Genomic DNA, 17021 nt, shown 5'->3' on the forward strand with positions numbered 1-17021 from the left:
GGTAAAAATTTGGGGCTTTTCTACAATGCTAAATTACTATGGGAGTACTCAAAACGTGTTTCCAGATTTTATTTAAATGTTGCGAAATTGCCATGTCTTTAAGCTTTCCTTAACTTAGATCAATTAGTATCAAGAATTGTTACCTTTATATTGAAGAAAAAATATTTTCTTTTTTATTAACATAATGCTATTTGGTTAATCAAATATTAAAATAATTTGTACATTGGTCGCTTAAAATTATCATATTCATAAAATGGAACAACAAATACCATATATTCCTAAAAATAAAGTAAGAATTGTTACCGCTGCTTCACTTTTTGATGGGCATGATGCCGCCATCAATATTATGCGCCGTATTATTCAGTCAACAGGGGTTGAAGTAATTCACCTTGGTCATGACAGAAGCGTTGAAGAAGTGGTAAATACCGCTATTCAAGAAGATGCCAACGCCATTGCAATGACTTCGTATCAAGGCGGACATAATGAATACTTTAAATATATGTATGATTTGCTTCGCGAAAAAGGAGCGGGGCATATTAAAATCTTCGGAGGCGGAGGTGGAGTAATCCTTCCAAGTGAAATATCAGAATTACATGAATATGGTATCACTAGAATTTATTCTCCAGACGATGGCCGTTCTTTAGGACTTCAGGGAATGATTAATGATTTGGTACAGCGTGCCGATTTTCCTATTGGAGATAAACTAAACGGAGAAATTGATCATATAGAAAATAAAATTCCAACCGCAATTGCACGTTTGATTTCGGCAGCAGAAAATTTTCCTGAAATTGCAAAACCAGTTTTTGATAAAATTCACGAAAGCAATGCAAGTTCTAAAATTCCAGTTTTAGGAATTACAGGAACGGGTGGTGCAGGAAAATCTTCTTTGGTTGACGAATTGGTTCGCCGCTTTTTAATTGATTTTCCAGAAAAAACTATCGGATTAATTTCTGTCGATCCTTCGAAAAGAAAAACAGGAGGAGCACTTTTAGGAGACAGAATCCGTATGAATGCCATCAATAATCCTCGTGTTTATATGCGTTCGCTGGCAACTCGTCAGTCGAATTTGGCTTTGTCTAAATATGTAGCCGAAGCGATTCAGGTTCTAAAAGTCGCAAAATACGATTTGATTATTTTAGAAACTTCGGGAATTGGTCAGTCTGATACCGAGATTATGGATCATTCTGATGTATCCTTATATGTAATGACACCAGAGTTTGGAGCAGCAACACAATTGGAAAAAATCGACATGCTTGATTTTGCCGATTTAGTAGCTTTAAACAAATTTGACAAACGCGGCGCATTGGATGCTTTGCGCGATGTTAAAAAACAATATCAAAGAAACCATAATCTTTGGGATAAAAGCCCAGACGAAATGCCCGTTTTCGGAACGATTGCTTCGCAGTTTAACGATCCGGGAATGAACACGCTTTACAAAGCGATTATGGATAAAGTGGTCGAAAAAACCGATTCTGACTTGAAATCGACTTTTGAAATCACAAAAGAAATGAGCGAGAAAATCTTCGTGATTCCGCCTCACAGAACGCGTTATTTATCTGAAATTGCAGAGAATAACAGATCTTATGATGAAATCGCCCTTTCTCAGCAAAAAGTAGCGCAGAAACTATACGGAATTTTCAAAACCATCGAATCGGTTTCTGGGAAAGTTCCGCAAATCAATAAAGCAGGAATTGACGATTCTACAGTTTTACCAAGCGGAATCGCAGAGCACGACGAAAACAGAATCTTTTTAAATCTTTTGCTTAATCAGTTTGATAAAGTAAAAATGGATTTAGATCCGTACAATTGGGAAATTATCCTGAATTGGGATGAAAAGGTTGCGAAATATAAAAATCCAGTTTACTCGTTTAAAGTTCGTGATAAAGAAATCAAGATTGCAACGCATTCTGAAAGTTTATCGCATTTACAAATTCCGAAAATTGCTTTGCCTAAATATGAAGGCTGGGGCGATATCTTGCGTTGGAATTTACAGGAAAATGTTCCTGGCGAATTTCCTTTTGCTTCAGGATTGTATCCGTTTAAACGTGAAGGCGAAGATCCGTCAAGAATGTTTGCGGGCGAGGGCGGACCGGAAAGAACCAATAAACGTTTTCACTACGTAAGTGCAGGAATGCCTGCAAAACGTCTTTCGACAGCTTTTGATAGTGTAACTTTATACGGAAATGATCCAGATTTGCGTCCGGATATTTACGGAAAAATTGGAAATGCCGGAGTTTCAATCTGCTGTTTGGATGATGCTAAAAAACTATATTCAGGTTTCGATTTGGTTCATGCATTAACTTCGGTAAGTATGACGATTAATGGGCCTGCGCCAATGTTGTTAGGTTTCTTTATGAATGCCGCAATCGATCAGCAATGTGAGATTTACATCAAGGCAAATGATTTAGAAAAAGAAGTTGAAGCTAAAATCAACAAATTATACAAAGAAAAAGGAATCGAAAGACCGAAATACCAAGGTGAACTTCCTGCTGGAAACAACGGTTTAGGATTAATGCTTTTGGGTGTGACGGGAGATCAGGTTTTACCTTTGGAAGTTTATAACGAAATAAAAGTAAAAACGTTAGCTCAAGTTCGTGGAACGGTTCAGGCCGATATTTTGAAAGAAGATCAGGCGCAAAATACTTGTATTTTCTCAACCGAATTTGCTTTGCGATTAATGGGCGACGTTCAAGAATATTTCATTACTAAGAACGTTCGTAATTTCTATTCGGTTTCGATTTCAGGATATCATATTGCAGAGGCGGGAGCGAACCCAATTACGCAATTGGCATTTACGCTTTCAAATGGTTTCACTTACGTGGAATATTATTTGAGCCGTGGAATGAACATCAACGATTTTGGACCAAATTTATCTTTCTTCTTCTCTAACGGAGTTGATCCAGAATATTCTGTAATTGGTCGTGTGGCGCGTAAAATTTGGGCAAAAGCCATGAAAAACAAATACGGAGCCAATGAAAGAGCACAAATGCTGAAATATCATATTCAGACTTCTGGACGTTCGTTACACGCACAGGAAATTGATTTTAACGATATTAGAACGACTTTACAGGCTTTATACGCGATTTACGACAACTGTAATTCGCTTCACACAAACGCTTACGACGAAGCCATTACAACGCCAACAGAAGAATCTGTACGTCGTGCCATGGCAATTCAGCTGATTATTAATAAAGAATTAGGTTTAGCGAAAAACGAAAATCCAATTCAAGGTTCATTTATCATCGAAGAATTAACCGATTTAGTTGAAGCTGCGGTTCTTCAAGAATTCGACAGAATTACGGAAAGAGGAGGCGTTCTTGGTGCAATGGAAACGATGTACCAAAGATCTAAAATTCAGGAAGAAAGTTTGTATTACGAAACCTTAAAACACAACGGAGATTTCCCAATTGTGGGTGTAAACACATTCTTGAGTTCAAAAGGTTCGCCAACGGTAATTCCGGCTGAGGTTATTCGTGCAACGGAAGAAGAAAAACAATATCAAATTACGATGCTGGATAACTTGCATAATTTCCACGAAGCAAAAGTAAATGAGCATTTAAATACATTACAGCAAGCGGCTATTAAAAACGAAAACTTATTCGATCATTTAATGGAAGCTACAAAGGTTTGTTCTTTAGGTCAGATTACTTCGGCGTTGTTTGAAGTTGGTGGGCAGTATAGAAGGAATATGTAATCTTTTTTGATTTTTAATAATATGGAAAAACCTCTCAAGATTTTTTGGGAGGTTTTTTTTTATATTTCAACCAGAAACTTTATGATTTTACGGTTTTCCTCAATTTTAGAGAGAAATGTTTATATAAATTTACAAGAAATAAATATTTATAATAGATGTGAAAGAAATTTAATTGATGTTATGTAGTTGAAAATTTACTTCGAATAATACTGCATTTGTTAAAGGATTTCTGCTTTTTTTAATTTAAAAAGTTCGCAATTGATACAAAATATAGAAAGAATAAAACCATATGAAACAATAGAAAATAAAAATTTTCTATCAGATGTTACAGTTAAAATATTGAGTAGTGATTTTCATGATGTTGCATTTCAAGACGGACGAATAACTTTCACATTTAGTAATTGTTTATTTAAAAATGTTCGCGTCGAAAATTTTGATGTAATTGATTTTCTAGATATCAGTATTCAGTTTGTAAACTGTTATATTGAGAATTTTGATGCAAATGAAATCAAATCAACGAATATTTCACTTTCATTTAATAGTTCGATTTTTTCAGGAACTATCCAAAACTCTAATATAAGAAGTGTTGCTATTAACAATTGTATTATAGATGATCATATTTTTATAATAGGTCAAAAAGTTGTTAGTCTTTCATATACAGAAGAAAATATTTTTCCTAAAAATTGGAAAAAACTTTTGAAAGCTTTAAAAATTAGTTCTTTAGACTTAATAAAGAAAAAGCAATCTTATCATATCTATGATTCACAAAAAGTTATTTTTAGAACGAATGAATCTAAAAGTCTCAAAAGAGGAGTTTATAGAATTGGTTATAGAGATTTAAACGAAGATAAAATTGGATACTATTTAAGACCAGAAGAAAAACAATTATTCGATATTCATCTTTCGATTAAGTATAATCAAAATGAAGAGAGTGGAGAAGTCAAAGTTATAAATTCGTCATTGAATTCTCTATCGTTATCAGGATATTCAAATAGTAAAATTTCAATTGATAATACAAAAATATCTAATTGGTTTATCAGAGATTTTTCAACTCAAAAAGAAGTTAACTTTTATAATATAAGTCCTCTAAAAAATAGAAAAGAAGAAAGTAAAATTGAAATACATAAATCGAATTTAGAAAATATATGGTTTGATAATATTAATTTTAGTGACTACAATATTGTTTCTTTTTTTCGAACAAAATTTGGTAAATCTACGTTTACTTCTTGTAATTTTCCTACTGATAATACAAGCTTCGAAAAATTTAAAACTTTGGAAAATGTTCATTATCCTGATCAGAAATCGGATAATTATTATAAAGATCAATATGAGATTTTTCTTCAACTAAAAATTATTTTGGAGTCAACAGGAAATTTTTATGAAGCGCAAAAATTGCAAGCTATTTCTAATGATGCTTTAAAGAAAATTAAACAAATATCTTGTTGGGATAGAGCAATCTTATGGATAAATGGAAAGTCTAATAATCATGGATTATCTATTAAATTGCCATTAATATATTTCCTTTGTTTTTCAATAATGTTTTACTTATTGTATCTCTTAAGTTTGGATAGGATTTTCAATTGTAATAAAATTAATTATTCTCTAATCGGGTATTATTTTTCCTTTATTGATTTAACACATAGAACAGATTTTTTGGTTGGTAAGGATGAATTTAATACAGCATCTTTAAGTATAGATTTTATTAATAAAATAGTATGTGGATTTTTTATTTATCAATTTGTTTCTGCTTTTAGAAAATACGGAAAAAAATAAAATAGATGGAAGAAAAATTTAGAGACGAATCGGAAGAAATTAAAAAATTATTGCAGGAATCTAAAGTTAGAATGCAAGAAAAAATCAATGAATTAGAATTAAAAATTGAAGAAAATAATTTAAGAATACTAGAACTTGAAGATCCAAATTCTGAAGTGATAAAAACATTTCTTTTGACAACTTTAGGATTGATAGTAGCATTTCTAATTTTTACTTTCAGTACGGATAAAACAATATTTAATTTTTTTGCTTGTATTTTTATATCTGTTTATTCAGGGTTGTATCTTTGGTTTTTAAGGAAGAAATTAAGATTGTTGTATGGAGTTATTGAGATTATTGTTGGCATTATTGCAGTAATAGTAGTCCTAAGATCAATAAATTACAGCTATCAATTATTAGCTTTGCCTATTGAAAAAATGATGAGTTTTGTGGGAGGATTATATATTATGGTAAGAGGAATTGATAATTGCTTTCAATCAGAAAAAGGTAAAAAATGGGACGTGTTTTAAAAAAATGAAGAGAGAAATCACACTAGAAATTCGACAATACAAATCGTAAATCGTTGTGGAATAACTTGTGTGATTTCTCCCTTCCGTCGAAATGACAAAATTGTGTAAAAAAAACTTTGCGACTTAGCGCCTTTGCGAGATTTTTTAGTATTAGAACTTTCCCATTTGCATCTGCAAATAGAAATCATTCAACAACCTCCCCAACAAACCCCAAAAACTCCATTTCATCCATAGGAAACAAATGCAGAATCGTTTCCAAAATCAGACTCACATTAATAGTTGCACTTTTATCTTTTTTAGAAAAATTATGCATGTCGTTATCAAGCGCCAGAATGCATAATTTTAGCAAATCGGTAATGAGGCAGCCGAGTTCTAAATAATTGACTACTTTGAATTGTGCGGTAAAAGAATTGGCTTCATCAATTGGTTTTAGCGTTGTAAAATATTGAGCGGTTAATTTTTGTAGTTTTTGTAAAGTTTCAGTTGCATTGGTTTCCATAAGGCGTATATTTTTAATTGGTTTGCGATTTGACTTTTATAAATTTATTATAAGAAAAATTGTACTTTTGTTTGATTCGCGAAGTAAGAAATAGATTTTGCTGTACGAAATCATTTTTTACTGTATCGCACGGCATAAAATCTGTTTTTTACATTTTACCGATTTTGACACTTTATTATTATCTTTGAATTATGAGCACACTAACAAAACCAAATCATATAGGGCGAAAAATAAGCCGTATTCGTGAACTTCGTGATATGAAGCAGGAAGCTTTGGCGCAGGCTTTAGGAACAAATCAGCAGGCGATTTCGGCTATGGAAAATAGCGAAACCATTGATGACGAAAAACTTGTTGAGGTTGCAAAAGCACTTGGTGTAACGGTTGAAGCGATTAAGAATTTTTCAGACGAAGCTGCAATTAATTATTTCAATACATTTAATGAAAGTCCTAATAATTATTTCGGACTTAATAATTGCACTTTCAATCCATTAGATAAATTAATGGAAACGGTAGAAGAAAATAAAAAACTTTACGAGCGTTTGCTTCAAGCAGAAAAAGATAAGATTGAGTATTTAGAGAAATTGCTAAAAGATAAATAGTAAGCTTTTTAAGAATATAGAAACCTCTCAGAAATGAGAGGTTTTTTCTTTTACAAAAAAATATCGTTTTACGGCTTTCCTCAATTTAGAAGTAATTTGTTTGTATATATTAGCAATCAGAAAATGGAGATGAAAAGCTTAAGCGGAAAGGCAAACAAATTATAAAAACCAAAAACTATATCTAACTTCAAAAATTAATTTTAAATGAAAAAAAGCATTTTTATTTTAGGATTGTTCCTTATTGCAAACTTCGGTTTTAGCCAGACAAAAGCAAAACTGGATGTAAAAGCAATTAATAAGGCGGAAAAGAAAACATATGACCCGAAACTTTTTGGGTGCTGGAAAGGCTCTGAAATGGGACAACAGCAAGAAGGAGTAAATAAATATTGGGTGTCATGTCGTTTTGAAAACGGAACAAGTGTTTTACTTTTTGTTGCGATGTACGAAAACGGTAAAGTCGATCAAATTACTGAAAATGGTAAATGGTGGGTTGAAAACGGAAAATATTATGAACTACATAACTATGATGGCGTAATAGATGTTTATGATTATCAAGTTACAGATCAAGGAGTTAATTTTCAATCTATTGAATTAATGGGAAAAAAGGACAATACTTATAAGTTTACCGATTATAAAATATCGGATTAATTGAAATGATAAGGTCGTGGAACTATTACCGTAAAAACAAAAAGCTTTCAGAAATGGGAGTTTTTTTGTTTTTAAGATTTTTCTGTAGTCTGTTTTTGATAAAAGTATATATTTACATTTCAGTTTAAATAAATATTAATATATGAAAATAAAATTACTCCTAATTTTTTTCGCATTTGCAATTATAAAGATCCATGCTCAGCAAAAAATATACGATTTTACAAGCTATGCATGGGGATTTAAGCAATTTAATGGTAAGCTGATATTTGGAGCAAGTGAAGCCGATACTGGTGCCGAAATATGGCTGAGTGATGGAACTACTTCAAATACAAAACTAATAAAAGACATATATCCGGGTTCAGAATCTTCGATTGAATGAACGTTAGAAGGAAGTGCAGAAATTAATAATAGTTTATATTTTATTGCAAAAGATGAAAGCTCTGTTGGAGAAATTTGGAAAACGGACGGAACCGAAGCTGGTACTGTAAAAGTAACAAGCTTTATTAAAGGTAGAGTTTCTAAGCTTACAGCCGTTGGTAATTTGATCTATTTTTTAATTAAGGAAGATGATAAATTGCAAGTTTGGAAAACCGATGGGACAGCAGCGGGAACGGTATTAGTTAAAGATAACTTACCTTGTGTAAATACTCCAACTTTTCAGGGGAAATGTAATGACACTTTTATATTTACATTTCAACCGTATGACCCAGATGGCCCTTATGGAACAAGTAATTCTAGAGTTTGGAGGAGCAATGGTACCTTGGAGGGTACTTTCCCGATAACACCTTTAATAGATGGAAACGGATCTGACTCTGCAGGGACACCAGGGTTGACACAATATATTGAACATAATGGGAAATTATATTTTATTAGCAGATATTATCTACATGAAACAGATGGAACACTCGAAAACACCAAAACGATAGGAAACGTTTGGAATGCGCAATTGGATTTGGTGCAGCATGGAAGTGCTATTGAGGCAGGAAACAATTTATATTTTATGTTTTTTTCTGCTAATTTGAACAAATTGTCAATATGGAAATTTGATTCGGTGAATAACAATGTAACTGAAATATACAGTAAAACGAGTGACCATTATTTTCCTCCTTCAAATTTTACTAAAACAGATAATTCGTTGCTTTTTTCTTCAGCAAATCAAACAGGAAATGCTTCTTTAATGTCATTAAATCTTGCTGATTATACAGTAACAAATTTAGGAGAACTGTCAAAGGAGATAGAAAAGCCTTTTATTTTTATAGACTTAGTAGATACCTCTATTTTTTCTAAAATTAATGATAACGAATATTATATAGCATCAATAGATAAGGATCGATTTACAAAGGGATATATTTTTAATTCAAAATTAAATTCCTTGCAGCAAATTAGTGTATTGGACAATGTAATAAGTTTTGTTTCTTTCAATGACTATCTCTATTATGCAAAAGATAATGCATTATGGAAGTATGCTAATAATTTAAGTATTCCATTAATAGAAAATAAATCACCATTAGTTTTTTATCCAAATCCATCAAATGATTTTATAAATGTAAAAGCTGAAAATAACGTTAAGATTGAAAGTTTCCAAATTTTTGATTTAAATGGAAGATTACTAATTAGTGACGAATTGGGTTTAAATGATAAAATTGATATATCTAAATTAGGCCAAGGAGCCTATTTACTGAAAGCAAAAGTTAATGGAGCTTTAATCTCAAAGAAAATAATTAAAAAATAGATTTCTAGAGTTTTCATCACTAATTATGGAAACGTAATAAAACAAAAAACCTCTCATTCCTGAGAGGTTTTTTTATATCAATTCAAGTTTTATTAAACTTTGCTTTTTATCGAAGTTTTTGGTTTGCGTTTTAATTTTTCAATCAGGGCATCAGCTTTTGCATTTTCAGAAATAGAACGTAACGATTCTGCATAGCGGTAATAATAAACAGGGTCTAAATCTGTGGTTAAGGCAAATAATTCGCTGTACCATTCGGCTGCTTTTTCTAGTTCGCAATTTGAATACGATGAATTCCCCAATTTTTGAAATAAATCTACCGACTTGTAACCTTTTGCAGCAACCTTTTCATAGGTTCTTATAACATCGACATAGGCATATTTTTCGCCGACTTTATCGGTTTTATAATAAGTTTCGTTTTGCGCAGACGCACGAAATGAAAATACGATAAACAATACTAAAATAGCTAGTTGTTTTTGCATAGGTTTAGTTTTGGTTGTGGTATTTAATCGTATTCTTAATTGTTTTCGAAAATCTTTTTTTGCTGCAAAAACAGCTTTAAGCAATTATAAACTTTAAAATTCTGTATTTATTATATATTTAATGTGCTTTTTGATGTACAAATATATGGAAATCAAGAATATGAACTGCATTTTAACGATGTTTATTCAGTTTTGTCGATTATATTCCATTTTTGTAAATAATTGATTTTGTATGATTTATATATTTTTTTGAATGAAAAACGATTTTAAAACATAGTTTTTCATTTACAGAAAAAATATCATTTAACTTTATATCAGTTAAGGTTTTGAAGATGACGATACAGGAATATTTAGATAAAATACAGGCTTTACAAAGCGAAAAAAACAAGACTACATTTTCTGATAATGCTGATGTGGAGCTATGCATTCAAAAAATAAAAAACAAAACGACAGAACTGTCTTTTACTCTTACTGAAATATTTCAAAAGTCAAATTCTGAAAAGACGATCATAAATAAGGATATATTAAAAAGGTTTTCAAATCATTTAGGTTTGTTGTTTTTAGAAGAACAAGAATCTGGAAATATATGTTTTGCAAACAGCGATGAAGTGCGTCCAGAATATCGGCAAAGTTTCAGACTGATAGATTTTTTAGATTATACCTATGCTTTTATGCATTCTTTGGTATATCAAGAATCACAAAAAATAATAATTTCGTCAGAGTCAGTAGTTTTTTGGAAACTGGTAAAAATTGGTTTGAGTTTAAGAAATGATAAAATCTAAAACAAAAAAAGCAGCTCCTGGTACGGGCTGCTTTTCTAATTCTTAGGGGGCAAAAAATTAACGACGGAAAGATGGACTCTGGTTAACAGATTGGTCTAACTTTACAGTCTTTACTTTTTTAGCAGCGACTTTAATTTCGTGTTTCGCAACTTTGTCGTTTGCTTTCACTTCTAGAACATACGTTCCAGCAGGAAAACTTTCTAAACTAATTGTTTTAGAAACTTCTAATTTGTCTGCTGCAGATTCTCCCGCATAAAGTAAATTGTGATTTTCGTCGTAGATAGAGAAAGATGCATTTTCTACAGTGTCTAAAGTAAAGCTAACTACTTTTCCATTTCCTGTTTTGATATTTAAAATGTAATCACCTTTTCCATCAATGGCGTAGGTAAACACAGTCGCTAAAAAAAAGGCAGCAACTAAACCAGCTTTGGTAAATTTTGTCATGTTTTTTTTAAATTGTTAATTACTAAATGTGGAACGCGTAAAACTACAAATACAAATTTAATTTTTAGCAATAAATTAGCATTTTTAAACGCTTAAGTTATTGAATTGTAATTATTTCGGTATTTTGTTTGAACTATGTACGTAAATACTGGGCTTTTGGATTTATTTTTAGAAAACATTTTTTAACACTTAAAAATCAAAGAGTTGAATTAATAAGAATAATTTTCAGAAATTTTCTGTTTCATCATCTGTTTTAATTCTTAAATAAAAAAAAACAGCTCTGTAACCACCACGAGCTGTTTCTTATAAGCGCAATTTTAAAATTTTCTAACCTTAATTTATACCTTTTTGAAGTATAAAATTTTAGCGTGTAGCAACACTTGTGTTTTTAGCAAAACCAGATTTGTAAACAGAAGAAACTGCATTTCTCGATAAAGATGCATTATCTCCTATTGTAATTTCATATTTTACTCTTTTTACACTGTCTTCTACTTCTAAATAGTAAGTTCCCTCAGGAAATTCTTCTAGACTGAAAGTTCTTAAAATTCCATCTTTTCCAGATGCGCTTTCAGAGTAGATTAAAGTTCCGTCCTTGTCATAAATAGCTAAATTGGCTTTCTGTACTTTGTTAAGTGCGAAAGTGATCAGTTTTCCATTAGCTTTTAATACATGAAGATTAAAATCTCCATTTCCATCAATTGCGTAAGTGCTTATTCCTGTGAAAAGCAACGCTGCTACTAAACTCAATTTTGCAATCTTTTTCATGGTACTTAGTTTTAAATTAATAGTTCTAATTCTCTGATGCTAAATTACTTATGTAATACCTGAAAAAGCGCAACTGTGTTTTCCTATTTCTATGCTATATTCTCATTTACGAAACCGTTATAGGTTAAAACATGAATTATTTTTAATGTTTTTGTTAATTCAGTTATTATTTTTTAATGTTTTGCTTGATTTTAAGTTTACAATGGATTAAGGATTTCTTTACAAAAACGAAGTGAGTTTTTAACCTCAAAGTACGCTAAGAATTATTATACAAGAGGTTTATAAAACGAAAAAGTTCGCAAAGCTTTGTGGAAAAAACTTTGCGAACTTTGCGTAAATCTTTGCGGTAAAAAACTTTGTGGTAAAAAAAAACAGCTCTATAACCACAAAGAGCTGTTTTTAAAACTTTTGAAAGTTTTTAAACTTACTAACTATCTAACCTCACTTTTATACTTTATGAAAGCATAAACTTTTTAGCGTGCTGCCACGCTTGTATTTTTAGCAAAACCTGCTTTATAAACAGAAGAAACTGCGTTTTTAGATAAAACAGAAACTTCATCAGTTATAGTGATTTCGTATTTTGCTTTTTTTGTATTGTCTTCTACTTCCAGGAAGTAAGTTCCTTCTGGAAACTCTTCTAGGCTGAAAGTTCTTAAAATCCCATCTTTACCTGAAGCACTTTCAGAATAAATTAAAGATCCATCTTTATCGTAAATTGCTAAGTTGGCTTTTTGCGTTTGGTTAAGACCAAAAGTGATTTGTTTACCATTAGCTTTAATTACATGCAGGTTAAAATCTGCTGTTCCATCAATTGCATATGTGCTTATTCCTGTGAAAAGCAATGCTGCTACTAAACTCAATCTAACAATCTTTTTCATGGTATTTAGTTTTTAAATTAATAGTTCTAATTCTCTGATGCTAAATTACTTCAGTTGTAAGTAAAAAATCAATACTATATTCTCCAATTTATATGCTATATTCTCATTTACGAAACCGTTATAGGTTAAAATTTGAATTATATTTATCGTATTTGTTAATTCGGTTATTATTTTTCAACGTTTTTAGTGATTTTTAATTTACATTGAGATAACGATTTCTTTAAAAAATGTAGGAATTATAAAGATGCTAAGGTTCTAAGATGCTGAGATTCTAAGTTTTTTATTTGGATTGTGCCTTTGCGGTAAAAAAATTGCGTGAATCTAACCGCAAAGTACGCTAGGATTTTTAGTATGAGGGATTATAAAAAAAGCAAAGTTCGCAAAGCTTTATCCTAATAAAAACTTTGCGAACTTTGTGTAAATCTTTGTGAACTTTGCGGTAAAAAAACTGCGTGAATTTAAGCGCAAAGTGCGCTAGGATTTTTAGTATGAGGGATTGTAAAAAACGCAAAGTTCACAAAGGTTTTTGGAGTAAATTTTATAGAATAATATCCTAATATAGCTTTGCGAACTTTGCATTTATATGCATGATCTTTGATAAAAAAACTTTGTGAACTTTGCGGTAAAAAAAATCTTTGCAGTTGAAAACTCAAAAAGTAAAGAGCAAAAAAAAACAGCTCAGTAACCACAAAGAGCTGTTTTTAAAACTTTTGAAAGTTTTTAACTTACTAACTATCTAACCTCACTTTTTATACTGTATTAGAGTATAAAGTTTTAAGTGCCGTGAAGAATTGCACTTAACCTTAATATTTTCTTAGTTAACAGAAACTGTACCTTTTGAAGATAAAACAGAACTATTAGCGTCAACAGTGATATCGTATTTTACTTTTTTGAAGCTGTCGGCAACCTCTAAAATATATTTTCCTTGAGGAAATTCTTCTAAACTGAAAGTTCTTAAGATTCCGTCTTTACCAGAAGCATTCTCAGTATAGATTACATTACCATTTGTATCAGATATACTAATAACTGCTTTTTGTAATTGATTAATTCCAAAAGCAATTACCTTGCCATTTCCTTTTAATACATGAAGATTTAATGCTTCATTTCCATCAATTGCATATGTACTCATTCCTGTTAGAAGTACTGCAAATACTAAACTTAATTTCATAACCTTTTTCATATTCTATAGTATTAAATTTTTTTCGTTCATTTCTCTGATGCAAAGTTATAGCAGCATGTGTGGTATTTTAACATCTATATTTTCCAATTTATATGCTATATTCTCATTTACGAAACCGTTATATGTTAAAATTTGACTTTAATGTTGTGTTTTTGTTAATTTGATTGTTTTTATTCAAAGTTTTTAAAAAACTGAATACTTCTTAAAATTTCTATTTTTCTTACAAATTTTAACATATTGGTATAAAATCGAGTTTTAAATAAGATAAATAGAAAAAAAGTGAAGAAAAAAAATAAGACCCTAAAAAAAAGGCGAATTTGATATAAATTCTTCAGCGTTAAGAACGTTATTTTAATGTAAAATTCGCATTTACGAAACCGTTATAGGTTAAAATTTAAATTATTTTAGGTGATTTTGTTAAATTTGCTATTATTTTTTAAAGAAATTATCATGAAGACTATTGCCCCAGCTCTTGAAGTGATAACTAACTCATACGGAAGTTCTTTTACCTACGCTAAACACGCCGAAAAGACCAATAGCAAAGCTCATTTATGGCACTATCATCCAGAAATTGAGTTGGTCTATATAAATGGTGGGGCAGGAAAAAGACAAATAGGAAGCCATGTTTCTTATTATACCAATGGTAGTTTACTTTTAATAGGAGCTAATTTGCCGCATTGCGGTTTTACAAATGAGCAGACAGGAAATACAACGGAAACCGTTATCCATATTAAACCTGAATTTTTAGGAAGCGACTTTTTTGTTGCGCCCGAAATGAAAAAGGTGCAGAATATTTTGAAACAAGCTAAAGGCGGAATCGCTTTTGGAGGTGAAACGAAAAAACGTATCGGTAAGAAAATTGAAATGATGGAGAATGAACCGCCATTTCAAAGACTTATAACACTTTTGAGTGTTTTAGACGAACTGGAATCGGCTGAGGAATATACCATTTTAAACGCCGACGGATTTTCGATGGAATTGCAAACGCAGGATAATGACCGTATGAATGTGGTTTTCAATTTTGTAAAAGATCATTTTCAGGAATCTATCTCTATAGATGAAGTTTCGAGTCTGGTTAGTATGACTACGCCTTCTTTCTGCCGTTATTTCAAGAAGATATCCAATAAAACATTTACTGAGTTTGTAAATGAATATCGTCTCGTGCATGCTTCAAAACTTTTGGCAGAACAGCCAATGAGTATAAATGAAGTTTGTTATGAAAGTGGTTTTAATAACTTCAGCCACTTTAGTAAATCGTTTAAACAATACACCGGTAAAAGTGCTTCGCAATACCGACATGAGCATAAGATTATAATCAGCTAGTTTTAGCTTGAGTTTTTTTTAGCCACGAATTCACGAATTTTATTTAATATTAATTCGTGAATTCGTGGCTATCTTTTTTAACTCCAAAGCAAGTCGGATTTTTCATATATTTTATTCTGAAAAAAGTTATATTTACAAACCCTAATCAGAAAAAAAAATATCAAAATGAAGAAATTTAAAATGCTATTGTCTGCATTTTTGCTTTGTCTTACCACCATGACATATGCTGCAAAAGTAGACACACTTCAAATTGCCAGTACCGCAATGGGAAAAACCTATAAAGCAGCGGTAGTTTTGCCAAATTCTTATGCAAAAAGTAAAACGGCTTTTCCTGTAATGTATCTTTTGCATGGTGCTTACGGACATTTTAGCGACTGGCTTAAAAATACTCCAAACAAAAAACTGGTTCACAATCTAGCAGATCAATACAATATGATTATTGTAATGCCAGAAGGGGAGACGTTTAGTTTTTATATTGATAGTCCTGTAAATAAAGAAAGTCAGTTTGAGACTTTTATTACACAGGAAGTAATTCAGAAAGTAGATAAAACTTATAAAACAATTGCCAACAAAAATGGTAGAGTTATTACAGGTCTATCTATGGGCGGACATGGCGCATTGTACTTGTCTGCCAGACATCCAGAATTATTTTGCGCAGCAGGTAGTATGAGTGGGGCAGTAGATATGAGTACGATGCTTAACAGAGATTCTTCTGCACAGGTTGTAAAATTGATGCAGCCCGTATTTGGAGACAAAAGCGGTAATACAGAATTGTACGAACAAAATTCTGTTTTAAGAATGGCTGATAAATTAAAATCAAATAAGCTTCCTTTAGTGATAGATTGTGGTGTAGACGATTTTTTAATCGAGCCAAATAGAGAATTGCACAGAAGATTGGTTTATAACAAAGTTGACCACGATTATACAGAACGTCCAGGAGCACATACTTGGGATTATTGGGAAAACTCACTTCCGTATCACGTATTATTTTTTAATAAAATACTAGCTAGAAATCAGGTGACTGTGAAAAAATAAGGACATTTTTATGGTAAAATAAGCCAAATCACTTTTTTTGGTTTAATTTTTGGAATACCTTTATATATAATCCTTAAAAAAAATAATTATGAAAAAGATACTTACCTTATTTGCAGTTATCGGTTTAATTGCATTTTCTAGCTGTGAAGGACCAGAAGGGCCTCCGGGGCCAGAAGGGATTCCAGGGCCAGAAGCTGAAGTTTTTCAAGTTAAAGGCGTGAATTTTACTTCATCTAATGATTATAATCCTATAATTCCTTTGGATCCAAATATTTTCGCATCTGACATGGTGCTTGTATATAGAAAGGCTGGAGTAGATAATGGTGCGGATGTGTGGAAATTAGCGCCTGAACTTTATTATTTTAATGATGGAACCTTTGATTTTGGGTTTAATTATAATTTTACATTGAGAGATGTTAGTATTTATATGGATGGAGGAGATTTAGGAGGTGTCTTAGATTCTTTTAGATTAAATCAAACATTTAGAATTGTAATTATTCCTGGATATTTATCAGGTACAGCAAAGTCAGTTAATAAACCTGATTATTCAGATTATAAGGCGGTAATTGAAAAGTACGGTATTGATGACAGTAAAGTAAAAGAAATCAAGCTTAAATAATTTATCTCTTATTATTCATAAAAAAAAGGAAATCCTAAGATTTCCTTTTTTTATGAATATAT

17 protein-coding genes are annotated in these 17021 nt (G+C 31.2%); 11 read left to right on the forward strand and 6 right to left on the reverse strand.

The features are described 5' to 3' along the window. The first annotated feature begins 253 nt into the window (after positions 1-253). The 3 genes from QLQ95_RS15465 (at position 254) to QLQ95_RS15475 (ending at position 5976) form a co-directional block, all read left to right on the forward strand. Positions 254-3694 (forward strand): methylmalonyl-CoA mutase family protein, encoded by a 3441-nt coding sequence (locus tag QLQ95_RS15465; protein WP_482500515.1) that lies wholly within the window; start codon positions 254-256, stop codon positions 3692-3694. Between the two features lie 258 nt (positions 3695-3952). After that, entirely contained in the window at positions 3953-5467 is a 1515-nt protein-coding gene (locus QLQ95_RS15470; RefSeq protein ID WP_482500516.1) for a hypothetical protein, read from the forward strand. Positions 5468-5472: 5 nt separating this feature from the next. Beyond that, positions 5473-5976, forward strand: coding sequence for a hypothetical protein (locus QLQ95_RS15475; RefSeq protein WP_482500517.1), 504 nt, complete (start codon positions 5473-5475; stop codon positions 5974-5976). Positions 5977-6160: 184 nt separating this feature from the next. Here the strand turns inward: QLQ95_RS15475 and QLQ95_RS15480 are convergent, their stop codons facing one another. Continuing rightward, the gene (locus QLQ95_RS15480; protein ID WP_482500518.1) at positions 6161-6475 is read right to left on the reverse strand and encodes a hypothetical protein; all 315 of its coding nucleotides are present in this window, start codon (positions 6473-6475) and stop codon (positions 6161-6163) included. 191 nt (positions 6476-6666) lie between these two features. Here QLQ95_RS15480 and QLQ95_RS15485 point away from each other — a divergent pair, with 191 nt between their 5' ends. The 4 genes from QLQ95_RS15485 to QLQ95_RS15500 all read left to right on the forward strand — a co-directional run bounded on the left by QLQ95_RS15485 (position 6667) and on the right by QLQ95_RS15500 (position 9454). Beyond that, positions 6667-7074 carry a helix-turn-helix domain-containing protein gene (locus QLQ95_RS15485; RefSeq protein ID WP_482500520.1) on the forward strand — a complete coding sequence of 136 codons (408 nt, stop codon included), beginning with the start codon at positions 6667-6669 and terminating at the stop codon, positions 7072-7074. Between the two features lie 204 nt (positions 7075-7278). Next, positions 7279-7722 carry a hypothetical protein gene (locus QLQ95_RS15490; RefSeq protein WP_482500521.1) on the forward strand — a complete coding sequence of 148 codons (444 nt, stop codon included), beginning with the start codon at positions 7279-7281 and terminating at the stop codon, positions 7720-7722. A 142-nt stretch (positions 7723-7864) separates the two neighbouring features. Beyond that, on the forward strand, positions 7865-8101 hold the full coding sequence (locus QLQ95_RS15495) for a hypothetical protein (RefSeq protein ID WP_482500522.1): 237 nt from the start codon (positions 7865-7867) through the stop codon (positions 8099-8101). Between the two features lie 162 nt (positions 8102-8263). Then, positions 8264-9454: a T9SS type A sorting domain-containing protein gene (locus tag QLQ95_RS15500; RefSeq protein WP_482500524.1), complete on the forward strand. Its 1191-nt coding sequence runs from the start codon at positions 8264-8266 to the stop codon at positions 9452-9454. A gap of 92 nt (positions 9455-9546) precedes the next feature. On the opposite strand, the gene QLQ95_RS15505 is transcribed toward QLQ95_RS15500, so the two are convergent. Beyond that, the gene (locus QLQ95_RS15505) at positions 9547-9933 is read right to left on the reverse strand and encodes a tetratricopeptide repeat protein (RefSeq protein WP_095929868.1); all 387 of its coding nucleotides are present in this window, start codon (positions 9931-9933) and stop codon (positions 9547-9549) included. Between the two features lie 332 nt (positions 9934-10265). Here QLQ95_RS15505 and QLQ95_RS15510 point away from each other — a divergent pair, with 332 nt between their 5' ends. Beyond that, the gene (locus tag QLQ95_RS15510; RefSeq protein WP_482500526.1) at positions 10266-10715 is read left to right on the forward strand and encodes a hypothetical protein; all 450 of its coding nucleotides are present in this window, start codon (positions 10266-10268) and stop codon (positions 10713-10715) included. A gap of 57 nt (positions 10716-10772) precedes the next feature. Here QLQ95_RS15510 and QLQ95_RS15515 read toward each other — a convergent pair whose 3' ends face one another. From QLQ95_RS15515 to QLQ95_RS15530, 4 genes are all read right to left on the reverse strand, one after another. Continuing rightward, complete coding sequence (locus QLQ95_RS15515; RefSeq protein WP_111375919.1) at positions 10773-11159, reverse strand: secretion protein; 387 nt, start codon at positions 11157-11159, stop codon at positions 10773-10775. A 363-nt stretch (positions 11160-11522) separates the two neighbouring features. Further along, positions 11523-11924: a DUF3244 domain-containing protein gene (locus QLQ95_RS15520; RefSeq protein ID WP_095929872.1), complete on the reverse strand. Its 402-nt coding sequence runs from the start codon at positions 11922-11924 to the stop codon at positions 11523-11525. 473 nt (positions 11925-12397) lie between these two features. Further along, the gene (locus tag QLQ95_RS15525) at positions 12398-12802 is read right to left on the reverse strand and encodes a T9SS type A sorting domain-containing protein (protein ID WP_095929873.1); all 405 of its coding nucleotides are present in this window, start codon (positions 12800-12802) and stop codon (positions 12398-12400) included. Positions 12803-13616: 814 nt separating this feature from the next. Next, positions 13617-13982 carry a DUF3244 domain-containing protein gene (locus QLQ95_RS15530; protein WP_095929874.1) on the reverse strand — a complete coding sequence of 122 codons (366 nt, stop codon included), beginning with the start codon at positions 13980-13982 and terminating at the stop codon, positions 13617-13619. 450 nt (positions 13983-14432) lie between these two features. On the opposite strand from QLQ95_RS15530, the gene QLQ95_RS15535 reads away from it, so the two are divergent. The 3 genes from QLQ95_RS15535 (at position 14433) to QLQ95_RS15545 (ending at position 16959) form a co-directional block, all read left to right on the forward strand. Beyond that, positions 14433-15305 (forward strand): AraC family transcriptional regulator, encoded by an 873-nt coding sequence (locus tag QLQ95_RS15535; protein ID WP_095929875.1) that lies wholly within the window; start codon positions 14433-14435, stop codon positions 15303-15305. A gap of 165 nt (positions 15306-15470) precedes the next feature. Next, complete coding sequence (locus QLQ95_RS15540) at positions 15471-16340, forward strand: alpha/beta hydrolase (protein ID WP_320494054.1); 870 nt, start codon at positions 15471-15473, stop codon at positions 16338-16340. Positions 16341-16428: 88 nt separating this feature from the next. Beyond that, positions 16429-16959 (forward strand): hypothetical protein, encoded by a 531-nt coding sequence (locus tag QLQ95_RS15545; protein ID WP_095929877.1) that lies wholly within the window; start codon positions 16429-16431, stop codon positions 16957-16959. The last annotated feature ends 62 nt before the right edge of the window (positions 16960-17021 follow it).

The sequence above is a fragment of the Flavobacterium sp. B330r genome (assembly GCF_056824325.1).